This window comes from Pseudoalteromonas sp. B160 (assembly GCF_037162485.1).
In the GTDB taxonomy this organism is placed as follows: domain Bacteria; phylum Pseudomonadota; class Gammaproteobacteria; order Enterobacterales; family Alteromonadaceae; genus Pseudoalteromonas; species Pseudoalteromonas rhizosphaerae.
In genome coordinates, this window is sequence record NZ_JARLUX010000002.1 from 774,068 (window position 1) to 789,731 (window position 15,664).

Below are 15,664 nucleotides of genomic sequence, written 5' to 3' on the forward strand. Positions count from 1 at the left end.
TTGAGTTGTTGGTATTGTGCGTAAAAAAACAGCTTAATTAAAATGTTAATTAAGCTGTTTACCTTAGGGGAGTTTAAAATTTAAATACTGTTTTACAAGTTGTAGCGTATTCCTAAAAAGAACTGTCGGCCGGTATGATTATATTCACGTGGTAAATCTAAACTGCCATCACCTGTTGTATATAGGCGTTCATACTCGTCGGTAAGGTTAATAGCTTCAAATGTTACAGTGACATTTTCATTAATATTATAAAAAGCAGATAGGTCAAAATGTGTTGGACCAGATGTCGCTTCTTCGGCATTACCATTGTTACCCGTGTAATCTGTGATGTAATTGTCGCGTTTATTTACTGAGGCACGAGCGCCATAGTTTTCTTCTTCATAATACAGGGTAAAGTTATAAGAATTTTTAGAAAGGCCGGTAATTTCACCTGCAGAGACATACGTATAGTTAGACACTAACCCCATATTTTTTAACAACCCAGGTAGGAATGAAAAAGGTTGCTGATAAATAAGTTCAAGCCCTTTGATCACAGTACCTTGTCCATTTACAGGGACGAAATGTGTGTAAGGGGTAGTTCTAGGATCGAGCGCACTTGATGGATCATATTGCGGATCATTATCAATAAAGGGTAAATAAGCAGGATCGACGAGTTTTTCTTCACTATCACTTTTTATAAAAGAGCCAATATCTTTGTAAAACGCTGTTGCTGCTAATAGCGACTCTTCTGCAAAGTACCATTCAACACCAACGTCTGTATTGGTAGAGGTGAAAGGGTCTAAGAATGGGTTACCCGCACTAACAGTGCCGTTTAAATAAGAAAACGATGGATTACCAGGATTGAGTGAACTCAAACTCGGGCGGGTCATGGTTTTAGATAAACCCAGCCTTACAATCACATCATCGGTTGCATCAAGGGCTAAATTTAGCACCGGTAAAACATTGTCATAGCTATTGTCGATTGATACCGCATCAGTTTGAATAAAACCTGTTGATGTGGTTTCAGTTTTTACATAGCGAACACCTGCATTGGTGCGTAGTAGCATATCGGAAATTTCATATTCAAAATTAGTTTCCACATAGGCAGCCATTGTTTCTTCTTCAACTTTCCAGCTTTGTGCACTGCGTGGCACCCACTCTTTAACTAAAAGCTGTGAATTTATTGCATCAAAATCAGCCACTATAAAGGGTGATAACGTGCCGTCATAACCGGTGCCAAAATCATCGTAGGGCATTAACTGAGAAAATCCAGCTGCAGAATCTTGATCAGGAAAACCGTTTATTTGTGATTCATCGTAACTAACCGTTCTGTCGTTATAGGCTATACCGCCTTTGATATTCATCATATCCATCTCGTATGATAAATCAATTTTAGCGGTGTCATTTTCGCGCAGTACATCTGTTGCACGTAAGCGCCCATCGGCTAAATCAAAAGAGTTGGCATCTAGAGTATCGTAATCGTAATTCATCACAGCGGTATTATTGCTGGTGCCAAAATCCATCGATACTCTATGAGGTGCGTTATTAGTCATGTTATAACGATACTGCTCAGAGCGAGCATCCGATTCAGCAGTGCCCACCATAGCGTCTAATCGAAGGTAATCAGATAAATGATATTTAGCTGAGAATACGTATTGTTGAAATTTTGTTTTTGAAATCTGCTGACGGCTTTCTACTCGAGATTTAACCCCGTTAAATGTCGCTGCTTGGATCTGTTTTCCATTTTCAGCCACGGTAATCGATTCAGGGGTAATTTCGCTGAATGTGTTTCTAAACATCTCGAAAAAGTTGTACATAGTACGATCATTATCGAGGGTTGAATGTAATGTATCTAGCGTAAGGACCAGATCATCGTTAGGAGCATATTGTAATGAACCGGTAAAGCCTAAACGGTCTTGTTCATTACCAAAAAAATCAGGGCGAGGCAGACGTGGCGTATATAAGCAGTTCACAGCATCGACTGTTTGACCTTCGAACTCACACTCCCCAGTATTGGGTGTGCCAATAACTTCTGTACTAGAGGTGTCAGCATAAATACCGCCACCATCGAGTACGGGGGTGGTCCAGCGCACAGTCCCAAAGCCTTCTTGGCGCACGGTGCGTTCAGATTTTGCGACAGAGAATAAAGCCCCGATTGTATCATCAGCAAATGTGTTGCTGATCATAAATACCATCCGTGGGTCGACTTCTTCAGTGAGGTCGTTATAACCGGCTTGCGCAGACGCAGCAACATGAAAGCCTGTTGTGTCAAAAGGACGTGCAGAATACATATCAACAGTACCCGCTATACCTCCTTCTTCAGTTGCAGCTGTGGGCGTTTTTTGGATATCAACACGATTAAATAGTTCGGATGCAAATATATTAAAATCAAATGCACGGCCACCATTTACGCCGCCACCAGAGTCAGTGCCATCGGTACTTGCAGGTACTTCCATACCGTTTAAAGTAGTACGTGTAAATGCAGGACCTAAACCACGTAAGGTAATTTGCCTACCTTCACCACCTTCACGGGAAATTGCCACACCAGGAATACGTTGTAATGATTCGGCGATATTCAGATCAGGAAATTTACCAATATCTTCAGCAGCGATAGATTCTGTGGTATTTACTTCAAAACGTTTAGTTGCTAACGATTTATTTAATGATGATCTAAATCCTGTTACTTGAATTAACTCTATGTCATTTTGGGCTTTAGTTTCTGTTTGTGGTTGTTCATCGGCTGCGATTGCATACGATGTTGTGCCCAGTAATAAGGCACTAACAATGCAGTTAAGTGGCTTGAGAACGAACTTATTTGCAGTCTTCATTGTGTGTTCCTTTTTTATGCTGTTGATTTGAGTTTTTATTTTTATTACTTTATTTAGCCAGTAAAATATAAGTCTATGATTTAAGTTCATAAAAATATAATTTGAAACGGTAGCAATATCAGGGAAATATATTTGCTACCGGTGGCACCCAAGTCAAGCTATATCTAAAAAAGCATATTGTCAAACCTAAGAAATTACATTTTTTATGTTTTATTTACATTTATTTGGCAGTAAATGCACATTAAGTCTTGGTTTAATTTTATTCAGCACCATGATTTAACTTGTTATTTGCCACCGGTGGCAGTTGGTGGTATGTTTATAACGACAACCACAATTAAGTAAAATTATTTTTTCACTCAATTACAAAAGATAATTTTATAAAGAGCTAAACTGATTTTTTAAAAACAATAAAGAGCGAGTAGAATGGGAAAATTAATAGCAGCAATATTTATCATGGTGAGTTTTTCAAGTATGTCAGCAACTACTAAAGTTCAGCTTTTTATGGCAGGGGATTCAACCATGTCAATTAAAGAAGTGAAGGATTACCCTGAAACAGGTTGGGGAATGCCCTTTAGTATCTTTTTTAATGACAGCATCGACGTTAAAAATCGTGCTAAAAATGGTCGTAGTACACGTACCTTTATCAGTGAAGGCTTGTGGGCGGGCATTATAAATGAACTTAATAAAGATGATTTTGTGATCATTCAATTTGGTCATAACGATCAGTCAAAACAGAAAGTAGACCGCTACACTACACCAGAGCAATATAAGCAAAACCTAGTTAATTTTATTGCTGAAGTAAGAGCAAAGCAGGCACAGCCATTACTGATGACCCTGGTAACGCGTCGTTATTTTGATGAAAAAGGTCAGATCAAGGACACCCATCCTATTTACGCTGATATAGTAAGAGATGTAGCTAAACAGACAGGGGTCGATTTTATTGACATGGAACGAGTGACCCAACAGTATTTCCAAAAGCTTGGTGGGATCAACTCACGCTTACGTTTTATGCATATAGCACCTAACTTACATCCAAATTACCCTATGGGCGTAGAAGACAATACCCATTTCAATGAACTTGGTGCTCGAGAAGTTGCTCAATTAGTATTAACTGAAATGAAAAAAATAAATCACCCACTCGTTAAACAATTACGCATACCTGATCCAAAACATTTAAAATAAAAGTAATTATCTATAAATGTTTCGGTTAAGCATGATGTAGCTAATAACGTATGTAGTTTATTTAGTGTAGTGTTATTGCATTGGATGGATGTAAATACATTCAATGCAATAACTTTTGTGCACTTAGCTTAATCGACTGGATTAATTGATTAGCTAAAATTAATGATTGAATTACCCCCCAACAGACCCATTAATGTAATGATGGTTAAATTATTTTGATTATCTTTATCACTTAATTAAAGGCAATGAGGAGTACGCATGTCTGGGTTATCTGCAATACCGTTTTCTTTACTTGAGCTTAGCCCAATGAAAGAAGGTGCCACCGTCTCAAGTACTCTTGCAAATAGTGTCGCTTATGCACAAAAAGCTGATGAACTCGGTTTTAACCGATTTTGGATGGCTGAACATCATAATATGCCGGGAATTGTCTGCGCGGCAACCTCTGTATTAATTGGCCACATAGCAGGGCAAACTAAAACTATACGAGTGGGTGCTGGTGGCGTTATGTTACCAAATCACCCGCCACTGATTGTTGCAGAGCAATACGGCACGTTAGAGAGTTTATACCCAGGGCGTATTGATTTAGGTTTAGGTCGCGCACCAGGTAGCGATCATATAACCAGCCGTGCTCTGCGCCAGGATGAACGACGCGCTGAAAACTTTGCCGATGAAGTTACTGAACTGCAAACTTTATTAGGCCCTTACGATGGTAGTCACCCTGTTCGCGCTATTCCTGGCGAGAATACCAATGTACCTATTTGGTTACTTGGTTCCAGTTTATATAGTGCGCAACTAGCTGCTAAAAAAGGCCTCCCTTATGTGTTTGCTGGCCACTTTGCACCGCGTTTTGTTTATGATGCAATCGCTTTATACCGCCGTGAATTTCAACCTTCTGATGTGTTAGACAAACCGTATGTAATGCTTGGCTTACCGATTGTTGCAGCAGATAGCGATGAACATGCACAGTTTTTAGCAACCACGTCAAAACAGCGTATCTTAGCACTGTTACGTGGTGATCCTTTATGGCTAAAAGCTCCCGTTAAAAGCATGGCTGGATTATGGAATGAGCAAGAGCAGGCTCAAGTTGAAAACTTTTTAGGATTATCTGTGGTAGGGAGTCCTGTGACCATTGCTCATAAGCTAAATATGATAGTCAAAGAGCTTGGTGTCGATGAGTTCATTTTTACCAATGATCTTTACCAAAGTAGCGACCGTCATCACGCGTTGGAGATTTTACGGTCAATAAAAGCATAACCTCTGAAAATTAAGCTAAGGTACACTTAACTCCCGTTACAATACAGAAACTAGCTAATACACAAAGTTTACTAGTTTCTGAACTCTACTTAAAAGTGCAAAACACAGCACTAATCTTATTTAAGCTTGTGTTCTGTTTTTATAATCAATTCGATTTATATAATCAATTTTAACGTTTGATTTAAACACATTAAAATGAAGGTATAAACCAGTAAATTAATTACAAAGGAAGGCATATTTTGAAACCTCAAGACCCCAAAATCACAAATACTTTCGATAAAACAGCATTGATCGCGGAAGGTGGTGGGCAACGAGGGATCTTCACCGCAGGTGTACTCGATGCATGGCTTGAACATGAATATGACCCATTCGATTTATTTATTGGTACTTCAGCAGGTTCACAAAACCTTACTAGCTATTTAGCTCGCCAAAAAGGGTATGCCAAACGCTTAATAAGAGGGCTTTCGCGTCACAAACGATTTTTTCAATTAGGCCGTGGTTTAGTTGGTAAACATATAGTCGACTTAGACTGGTACTTTGATAAAACTACCGAAGTTAACAGAGCACTTGATTTTAAAACTGCAAAAGCAAGCTTGGGTGAACGACAGTTACTTATTACCGCCACTAATGCCCGTGATCGAAAACCTTATTTTTTATCACCAACCGGTGAAGGCCAGCAATGGCGAGATCTATTGAAAGCGTCGAGTGACTGCCATTTTTATATAAACAAGGTGTAAAACTCACGCCATGGTTAAATGCATTAGCTGCTAATGAAATAGATAAAACCGACGTACACGCTGAGTCAGACTTTTACCTAGATGGTGGCCTTGCTGCGCCACTACCAGTGCGCGAAGCCTACAATCGTGGTGCACGTAAAATTGTGGTGATCCGCACAGTTGATCAAGACTTTCAAGCGCAATCGGCATGGGTGAACAAGTTAAAAGCGTTTGTTTGTGCATCAGGATATTGCCCAAAAACCTTAGATTACTTATTACAACACGAACAAGCGTATGAGGATGAGTTAGCATTTATTGCCAATCCTCCGAAAGATGTAGAAATAATACAAATTTTTGCAAACCAAAAGCTTTCGAGCAAATTACTTGGTAGTTCAACCAGTGATCTACGTCATGATTATAAATTAGGTTTATTGGCAGGTAATAACTATTTTACTGAGCAATACCCAGCAAACAATACCCACCCTGTTGCTGTGGCTAACTAATTGGTGTTGATGAATTTATTCCGATCAGTTGTATGTGAGTTGGATAAGTATCCGGTGTTGTTAGTTTGTAATTAATAAGCGAGTCATAAATGGCTCGCATTAACGCTCCGAGGCCTGCATTTATAATTACTGATCGCTGCGCCAATTAAAACAAATGCCAATGCAATTAAAATTGCCCATGAAAAATGTATTTGTTGAGCCATAACCAGTAACACGGTAGAAAGTAACGGTGTTAAAAAACTCAAAGAGGCAAGTAACGTTTTATTACCTCTTTTTAAAGCGATGTCCCATAAGTAAAATGCGCCACCGACAGGTCCTAACCCTAACAAAAAAATACCTACAGTCTGCGTTAATGAAAAACGCGTGACTGTTTGTTCAAAATATATATGTGCCAATAAGGCCAAAATAGCTACATAAAGAGAAAGCCAACCAATATCATCAACGTGATTATCAAAGCGAGTCATGAACAATGAATAACTCGACCATAATAGCGCACAACTCGCAGCAAATAGGTAGCCTAAAAAGTACTGGCTATTGATAGTAAAACCACTGCCATCACTAATTAAAAACACGATCCCTATAAAACTAACCAGCCCGCCTATAATCGCATTTATTTTGTTTTCAGACCGTGCGACAAAAACACCCAATAACAATGGCCATAAATATACAATCAGGCTAACTTCAATCAATGGTGCATATTTAAGTGCCATAAAATAACAAAAATGAAAACCAAATAAGCCAACTATACCAATAATTGTTTGCGCCTTACCAAGTGTCGGCAGAGCTAACAAAGGCTGCTTGGTAACAAGCCGTTTAATAAACAGCAATAAGAACGACACAAAGAAGCACATAAATAGTAATTGAAAAGCCGGTAATGCTTTAGTTAAATTACCCAACAGTGCTAATGCACCCCATAAAAAAATAGCTAATACGCCGAAAATTGTAGACATAGCAAACATTTAATTAAAAATTAATTGATAAAGGTAGTTTATCAATTTTACTATCTAACACTGTGCTTAAAAGGCGATATTGTTGACGTTAAAGCTGCTTTTTTAAGTCTCGTGGGGGATTGTTTGAAGTAGCAAGTGAAGGCGCGACTAAAAGCTGATGGGTCGTTATAACCAACCTGTTCACCAATGACTGCTATAGGTAAATCAGAGTAACAAAGTAAGGAACGCGCATGTTCCATTCTTAATTGCGTGTGATGTTTAACCGGGCTGGTGTGCATACATTGCTTAAAAACCGCTTTGAATTGAGTAACACTTAAATATGCAACCGCTGCCATATCATTCAATGTATAGTCTATCGATAAATCTTTTTTTATTAATAACAAAACGTTATTTATCCGCGGATCAATAGTCGCATTGGTAGTTTGTTGCCTGAGTAACACCAAAAATAAATTAAAACATAACGCTGCTTCATCTATGTTAGTTACACCTTGCAACTGCTTTTGGGTAAAACTTAGATAGCTCATTAATTTATCGTCAATACTGAAACAGGGGGCATTCATCGTCGTTAAGTTATTTGGGAGCTCTAATAAATCGGCCACTATAAAACGTGCATTTTCATCTGATTTAAACGCATGTAGAGTATTTTTAGGGATCACAACACATTGACCAACACCAACAGGCGCCGCGAAATTATTCATTTCAAGTTCTATATAGCCACAAAGTGGTAAAACAAGTTGGTGATAGTGGTGCTGGTGGCTGTGGATTTTTCGTGTGTAGTATCGAATCGATAAGCTATTCATCTATTAAATTTAATAATTGCTACTGACAAACAATCATGAAGGGAGTTGTAGGGTGTTGTAAATAACTTTTTGTTATTTTAATACACTCAATACTTGCTAATTTATAACAGCACGATAAAGTATTGCTAACTAAATATTCTTAAATTCAGCATATGTATTCTACTTCGTGTTGAAAAATAATAACAAGGGCAAACATGTTTGATTTAATCGTAGGCAGTATAAATAACCTGCTTTGGGGTGAAGGACAAATACTGATCTACATTTTACTGTTTACAGGTATTTGGTTTTCAGTACGCTTAAAACTGATTCAAATTTTTAAATTTAAACACATGTTCAGCCTTCTCAAAGGCAGTAGCAAATGCAATAAAAACGACATTAGTTCGTTTCAAGCACTGTGCACCGGATTAAGTGCGCGGGTTGGAACTGGTAATTTAGCAGGTGTTGCTGTTGCGATATCATTAGGAGGCAGTGGCGCCATATTTTGGATGTGGGTGATTGCCATACTGGGCATGGCGACTGGTTTTGCAGAAAGCGTACTTGGCCAAGTGTATAAAGTACGCGATAGCCAAGGCGAATTTAGAGGTGGCCCCGCTTATTATATTCAACAAGGAATAGGCAGCCGTAGTCTCGCTATCGCGTTTGCGTTGTGTTTGTTCTTAGGTTATGGCTTTACTTTTAGCGCGATGCAAACCAACACCATTACTGATGCGCTTAATTTCGCTTTTGAAATTCCAACCTTATATTCAGGCATAGTCATAACTCTGCTTGCAGGCTCTATTATACTCGGTGGCTTTAAAGCTATTGCCCGCTTTGCTGAGCGAGTAGTGCCGGTGATGGGCATTGTATTTGTACTGGCAGCTGTGATTATTACCTTGATTAACTTCACCCAAGTACCTGCTATGTTGAAGGATATATTCTTATCTGCTTTTGGGCTGCAAGAAGCCGGTGCAGGCGCAATGGGCGCGGCAATCAAAAACGGTATTCAACGTGGCTTGTATTCAAACGAGGCTGGCGCAGGCAGTGTACCGCATGCATCAGCAAGTGCGTCACCCATTCCAAATCACCCAGTAACGCAAGGGTATATTCAAATGCTTGGGGTGTTTTTTGATACTATAGTATTGTGTAGTTGTACCGCTGTGATTATCTTATTGGCTGATATTGATATCAGTGGTGAGATGGCAGGCATTCGCTTAACACAAGCGGCAATGACCGCACATTTAGCACAAGGGGGCGTGTACTTTGTAGCAGCAGCCATTACTTTATTTGCCTTTACCTCGGTAGTGGCTAATTACGCTTACGCCGAAAGTAACCTACATTTATTTAAGCTCGATAATAAAGTAGGGCGCGGCATTTACACATTTTTATATCTATCAATGATGATGTGGGGGCGTCTGCCACATTAAAAGAAGTATGGGATTTAGCCGATATTGCTCTTGGCTTGATGACAGTTGTCAATGTAATTGCCATAATACTGCTCACCCCGACTATTTTAAATGTCACAGACGATTATAATAGGCAACGAGCTGAAGGTATTGAGCCTGAATTTAATGCAAAAAATGTGCTCATTCAAGGTAAAACCGAGCAGGGTATTTGGCACTAAACATGACTATTGTCGCGAGGTTTTTTGCATAAGTATTCACCTTACTGGTTGTTGAAAATGATTAAGTATTTTTATGATTGATATATATGCAGGTAAAACTGCGGCAAAAATAATTACAGAACAAGGTTTTAAACCCGACCTTTTTAATGCCTTTTTAGGTGCATCCGGTGGCCCTAAATGGTTTACTTTATTTGGTTTAGATAAGTATATTTTTGGTGAGTTTTTTAAAAACCGATCATCGCAACTCAATTTAATTGGATCATCGGCTGGAGCATTCAGATCTGCATGTTTTTCACAAAACGATCCCGTTGCGGCCATTGAACGCTTAGCAAAATCGTATTCGCAAACCCGATATTCTAGTAATAAACCCACTCCTAATGAAATTACCACTAAAGCCCGCGCACTACTCGAAGATGTGTTTGGCGATAACGGTGTCACCGAAATTATAAATAACCCCGTATTTAAAGCGCATTTTATTGTCGCAAAATCCAATGGCTTAGTAGCGAGTGAACTAAAAGCATTGCAGTTACTCGGACTTACCAAAAGCTATTTAAGCAATCGTGTAAACAGACGATTTTTAACAACCCAATACGAACGCGTTATTTTTCAAGCGCCCAACAGTGAATTGGCAGTTAAAGACAGTTATAAATTTAAAACCACACATATAGATTTAACCACTGACAATTTAAAAGATGCGTTACTGGCATCGGGATCAATACCGCTGGTAATGCAAGGTATAAAAAATATTGCCGGCGCGCCTGCAGGCATGTATCGCGATGGTGGTATTGTTGATTACCACTTTGATTTTAAAATTAACAATCCTGGACTTATTCTATATCCACATTTCAATTCAGATCCAAAAGCAGGGTGGTTTGATAAAAGTTTAAAACGTAAAGTCGCCGCTAAAAATTACGATAACGTAGTAATGATCACTCCCTCTAAAAAATTCATCGCCAGCTTACCTTACGGAAAAATCCCCGACAGAAACGACTTTACAGATCTCGATTCGGATACACGTATAAAATATTGGCGAACAGTATTTAGCGAGACTGAAAAATTAGCCGATGATTTTGATAAAAAACTCAATAGTGAAAATGTTGAGCTGAAAATAATTGAATGATCTAATCTATCAAGTAATGTAGTTTTATGAGTCGTAGTTAATAATCCATAAATTATCGTACGTAATATTAAAGGAAAGGGCGAAAGTCCTTTTTATCAATTATTTACAATGTTAGCAATAAGATATAATGGCACTACTGAGTTTTCATAAATAACTTTCTGTATTCATTTATAGAAGATTCTGAATCTGCAAAATAAGTTTGATGTGAATTTTGAACAATTAATGGGTTAAATAATTTTACATCTTCTGTTGTACATAACTCATTAAAAAAATTTAGTGTTTATATCACGTAAGATTACATACCCAAACTTTGGTGAGATTGGAAAATAGAGATCTTTACCATTACCAGTAATACTTTTAAGACTTACTACTGGTGAATCAGAAGTAATAAATGAAATGTCTGAAGAGTTAATTAATGGGATATGAATATCGATATTACAATTTGTTAAGAGATTAAGAGCGTAATTTTGCCCAAAGACAAAACTAAAAAACCACCAGTGTTTTCTAAATACACTCAATAGAATGTCAATATCTTTTTCATCTCTAAAATTCTCATTTAAAGAAAATCTAGGCCACAAATTTAACTTAGAAAAACTACTATCTTTTAAATCTTTAGTCCTAGTTGCCTGATGACCAAGAAAATTCATAAAATCTTTAAAGTAATCTGAGTTTTCAAGGATATTAAAATCACCATTACTTAGTTGAGGCAAAACTTTAAGCATTTTACCCTCTATTTTAGAATGATAATTCTCTAAAAGGTTAATTTTCCAGTTATTAACACTATCGGATTGTTTTAAAGCAGCTTTAAACGAATTGTAGTAATGAAGGTTTATCTCGTAATTAGAATCAGATATAAACTTAAGAATGATCTTAATATATAGATCTTCATAATTTTCAATATGTTCCAATTTATAAAAAAATCTTGCTTAGCTACTCCAAGTGCGGTTTCAGTTGCTGCAATATGTTTTTTAGTAGCAAAGTAAGCTAATTTATTATCAACCTGCCAATTTTCTAGGTAACGCCGCCAAACAAAATGATGATTTTTTTGGTACTAATTTTTTAGATTCTAGCAAAATTAACTTCCTGTCTTTTCTGAAATATCACCAACAATATCTAGTAATTGGTTCTGTAATTCAAATAAATACTTATCTTGTGTAGATGTCTGTCTTTTGAGGTTTTGGTACATTTGCTCTGATTTCTTAGCAGAACATTTATATCGGTGTACTAACTGTAAATCAGATGGTTTTACTATACCCCAAGGCGTAGTCATTTTGTTGTCGTGATATCAAATTCTATAATCTGCCCATGGGCGAGTAGGAGAAAATAGCCTAGATAAATTATTTAAATTTGCTTTAGCTGACGCGTTTGATAAAAGTATAGCTATAAAAAATTTGAATTAAAACTAATTGAAAAATTTAAGCTGTAAGTTATTTTTGGCTGATAGCTGATAGCTGATAGCTGATAGCTGATAGCTGATAGCTGATAGCTGATAGCTGATAGCTGATAGCTGATAGCTGATAGCTGACGCCCCATAAATTACGTTATGTTAAATAGGCTGAAATAAATTAAAGTGGGCGTAATCATACGAACTAGCCCACTTTTAGAAGGGTTTTGAGGTCTTAATTTAGCTCTGAATCTACCCAAAATTTAGTGCCTTTTAGTACGGCTTGTAATGCAAGGCCATTTTCGGTTAATGAATAAACAGTTACTTGATCTGCAATGGCTTCGGCAACAAGTGCACCGCCTTTATCTTGGTATTTTGCCGCTGCATCGGCATTGCCACCGAAGGCCCAACCATTTTCAATAAAACGATTTAACGCAGCTTGATTATGAAAAACCATTACAACGTTAAAGTCTTTAACACCTAAACCAAGTCCTAAACCAGCTTCACCCATATTCATATAAGTGGATTTACCCGTCAAATTATTTTTAACCACACCATAGCCGCCACCAAAGCTGGCTAAAACAACATTAACATTAGCATTATCAAATACTGCATAACCAGCGGCATTTTTAATTTGCTCTTTAACATCTGGTTTTTCTTTGTATAATTTACTGAGTGTATCTGCTCGCATATTTTGCACTAGATTACGCTTTTCAGTTGGAGAAGCACTACCTGTTGTAGCACAACCAGACAGGACTAATGTTAGTGCAACTAAACTTAAAACTATTAACTTTTTCATATGCCTTCCTTAAACCAGCAACATTGCTTTGATATTATCTGATCAGCTTAACAATATAATCATTCACTAAGTCCAATACTAGACAGTATCGGACTTTAAAGTTAAACTGTAACTACTTTATTTTATTAGAAATAACTATATTATGCTTGTTGCTTTGGTCGATACATTAAAACAATTACGGTATCAAATTGCCCATCTTGAAGATGATACAATGCAATCAGAATACCCAGAACTTGCCACCTTTATACAGCAAGTTGGCTTGACTGTCGCTGAATCTAAGCAAGAATTAGTATTTTTGTATCAATTTTTATATGTTTATGGTCGAAAATCAGAAGCGACCTATAATCGTTTTCGTAACGAACTCGAACGCTTTTACCTATGGTCTTGGTTAGTCGCAGAAAAATCAGTATTTGAATTAAAACGTGAAGACATAGAAGCCTATGTCGATTTTATGGTCGAACCCGATAAAAGCTGGGCGATGACTTCAGTGCAATGGCGCTATAAAGATGAGCAAGGGATCCGTAGATTAAACGAAAATTGGCGCCCTTTTATGCTCAAAGAATCTATTGCTAGCCAACAAACATTAGCTGCCATGTTTACTGCTTTAAATGTATTTTACAAGTTTGCTATTTTAGAAGAAAAAACCTTTGCTAACTTTGTACCGGTTGTAAAAAAGAATAGCCCTTATTTAGTTGTGCAATCACAAATAAAAATTCCTGATACCTTGAGTGATATTCAATGGGAATATGTATTTGGTGTCACACGTGATAAGTGTGAGCAACAACCTGATCTTGAAAGAAATTTATTTACCTTAGCGTGTTTAAAAGGTCTTTATTTACGGATCTCTGAACTATCAGAGCGACCACAATGGTCGCCTGTTATGTCTCATTTTTGGCAAGATAATGATGGCTTTTGGTTTTTAAGAATTATGGGTAAAGGAAATAAATTACGTGATGTCACACTCAGTGAAGATTTTGTAACTTATTTAAAACGTTATAGGTTGTACCGAGGTTTACCAGCCCTGCCCCGCGTTGATGAATCTGATCCATTGGTGCATAAAATTCGTGGTCAAGGCGGAATGACCGTTCGACAAATTCGTCGCTTAGTTCAACAAAGTTTTGATTTAGCCAAACAATCTTTACTTGATGATGGCTTTACTGATGATGCCGAGCAACTAGAATCGGCAACAGCGCATTGGCTCAGACATACTGGTGCTACGCATGATGCACAAACTCGCCCTTTAAAACATTTATCAGAAGATTTAGGACATGCAAAAATTGCCACCACCGATCAAATATATATTCAGACAAATATCAAAGAACGAGCAAAATCTGGACTTAAAAGGAAAATCTAAATGGAATATGTTGTATTAGCTGCAGTGGGTTTAGCCTTTTTAATTTATTCATTATCTATGCATCAATTAGAGCGAGCTGAAATTACCGGACCTATGTTTTTTGTTATTATCGGTGCGTTGATCGGGTTTATGCTACCAAGTAAAACGGCATATTTAACCAGAGACTTAGATCACTTATTACCTTTAATAGAATTAACACTGAGCATATTTTTATTTACTGATGCGGCAAAAACCAAACTGATGGTTTTAAAACACAGTTTTCAATACCCTAGCCTATTACTTTTTATTGCTTTACCACTTACTTTGTTTGCTGGAATTATTATTGCGAGTTTAATGTTTACCCAGCTGACACTTATTCAAGCTGCACTAGTTGCAATAATATTAACGCCGACAGATGCAGCGCTTAGTAAAGGATTATTAAATAGCAGCGCGGTGCCTGAAAAAATTCGTGAAGGGATCAATACTGAAAGTGGTTTAAACGATGGTTTATGTGTGCCAATATTTTTAGTCTTGATGTTGTTAGCAAAAGAGCCTGCATCTACATTTTCGGTTTTTGATACGGTCATTGTTTTTGCGCGTGAATTAGGTGTGGCTATTCTGGTTGCAGTTGCTGCAATGGGATTGATCATTCCCTCGATTAAATTTGCCATGCAACGTCATTATTTTTCAAATAATAGTAGCCCATTTTTAGTGGTTGGTATGGCAATGGCCATTTTTTCAATCGCACAAAGTTTGCATAGCAGTGGTTTTATTGCGGTGTTTGTTGCTGGATTAATTTTTGATAGATTTACCGATCAGGCTTTACGCTTAAAACTCGTTGAAGATAGTGAACACATCGCGGACTTTACTGGTTTGTTGATCTGGTGTTTATTTGGTTTTGTATGCAGCTATTTAGTTTTGCCAGAATTATCATGGGCACTTACTGTATTTGCACTACTGAGTACAACGCTTATTCGAATTATCCCTGTGATGTTGTCATTACAATTTACTAAATTAAAAATGAAAGAACGTTTTACTTTTGCTTGGTTTGGCCCGAGAGGCTTAGCATCTATTGTATTTACTTTAATGGTGATCGATAGCGGCATCGAAAATAAATACCTTATAGCTACGATTGCTATGACAACTATTTTATTTAGTGTTTTTATTCATGGTATGAGCACCAAGCCTATTGCTGATAGTTATTTAAAATAAAAAA

The 15,664-nt window shown here is 37.4% G+C and carries 10 protein-coding genes and 2 pseudogenes; 7 read left to right on the forward strand and 5 right to left on the reverse strand.

Annotated features, from left to right (window positions below):
- Window positions 1-92 precede the first annotated feature (92 nt).
- Entirely contained in the window at window positions 93-2,807 is a 2,715-nt protein-coding gene (locus P4S61_RS21915; protein WP_145239069.1) for a TonB-dependent receptor, read from the reverse strand.
- Between the two features lie 423 nt (window positions 2,808-3,230).
- On the opposite strand from P4S61_RS21915, the gene P4S61_RS21920 reads away from it, so the two are divergent.
- From P4S61_RS21920 to P4S61_RS21930, 3 genes and pseudogenes are all read left to right on the forward strand, one after another.
- Complete coding sequence (locus P4S61_RS21920) at window positions 3,231-3,989, forward strand: rhamnogalacturonan acetylesterase (RefSeq protein WP_337119199.1); 759 nt, start codon at window positions 3,231-3,233, stop codon at window positions 3,987-3,989.
- 258 nt (window positions 3,990-4,247) lie between these two features.
- Window positions 4,248-5,243 carry an LLM class flavin-dependent oxidoreductase gene (locus tag P4S61_RS21925; protein ID WP_337119200.1) on the forward strand — a complete coding sequence of 332 codons (996 nt, stop codon included), beginning with the start codon at window positions 4,248-4,250 and terminating at the stop codon, window positions 5,241-5,243.
- 239 nt (window positions 5,244-5,482) lie between these two features.
- Window positions 5,483-6,462: pseudogene (locus P4S61_RS21930) on the forward strand (patatin-like phospholipase family protein).
- 83 nt (window positions 6,463-6,545) lie between these two features.
- Here P4S61_RS21930 and P4S61_RS21935 read toward each other — a convergent pair.
- Both P4S61_RS21935 and P4S61_RS21940 read right to left on the reverse strand, forming a co-directional pair.
- Window positions 6,546-7,412, reverse strand: coding sequence for a DMT family transporter (locus P4S61_RS21935; protein ID WP_182819669.1), 867 nt, complete (start codon window positions 7,410-7,412; stop codon window positions 6,546-6,548).
- Window positions 7,413-7,462: 50 nt separating this feature from the next.
- Window positions 7,463-8,110 carry a helix-turn-helix domain-containing protein gene (locus tag P4S61_RS21940; RefSeq protein WP_259401935.1) on the reverse strand — a complete coding sequence of 216 codons (648 nt, stop codon included), beginning with the start codon at window positions 8,108-8,110 and terminating at the stop codon, window positions 7,463-7,465.
- Window positions 8,111-8,406: 296 nt separating this feature from the next.
- Here P4S61_RS21940 and P4S61_RS21945 point away from each other — a divergent pair.
- Together P4S61_RS21945 and P4S61_RS21950 are read left to right on the forward strand one after the other, a co-directional pair.
- Window positions 8,407-9,812 (forward strand): annotated as a pseudogene (locus P4S61_RS21945) (alanine/glycine:cation symporter family protein).
- A 73-nt stretch (window positions 9,813-9,885) separates the two neighbouring features.
- On the forward strand, window positions 9,886-10,932 hold the full coding sequence (locus P4S61_RS21950; RefSeq protein WP_337119201.1) for a patatin-like phospholipase family protein: 1,047 nt from the start codon (window positions 9,886-9,888) through the stop codon (window positions 10,930-10,932).
- A gap of 263 nt (window positions 10,933-11,195) precedes the next feature.
- Here P4S61_RS21950 and P4S61_RS21955 read toward each other — a convergent pair whose 3' ends face one another.
- Both P4S61_RS21955 and P4S61_RS21960 read right to left on the reverse strand, forming a co-directional pair.
- On the reverse strand, window positions 11,196-11,840 hold the full coding sequence (locus tag P4S61_RS21955) for a DUF4238 domain-containing protein (protein WP_337119202.1): 645 nt from the start codon (window positions 11,838-11,840) through the stop codon (window positions 11,196-11,198).
- A 711-nt stretch (window positions 11,841-12,551) separates the two neighbouring features.
- A complete protein-coding gene (locus P4S61_RS21960; RefSeq protein WP_145239042.1) occupies window positions 12,552-13,115 on the reverse strand; it encodes a YSC84-related protein in 564 nt (187 codons plus the stop codon).
- A 142-nt stretch (window positions 13,116-13,257) separates the two neighbouring features.
- On the opposite strand from P4S61_RS21960, the gene P4S61_RS21965 reads away from it, so the two are divergent.
- Both P4S61_RS21965 and P4S61_RS21970 read left to right on the forward strand, forming a co-directional pair.
- Window positions 13,258-14,469, forward strand: a complete 1,212-nt coding sequence (locus P4S61_RS21965; protein WP_149980295.1) for a tyrosine-type recombinase/integrase — start codon at window positions 13,258-13,260, stop codon at window positions 14,467-14,469.
- Complete coding sequence (locus P4S61_RS21970) at window positions 14,470-15,660, forward strand: cation:proton antiporter (RefSeq protein WP_182819638.1); 1,191 nt, start codon at window positions 14,470-14,472, stop codon at window positions 15,658-15,660.
- Window positions 15,661-15,664 lie beyond the last annotated feature (4 nt).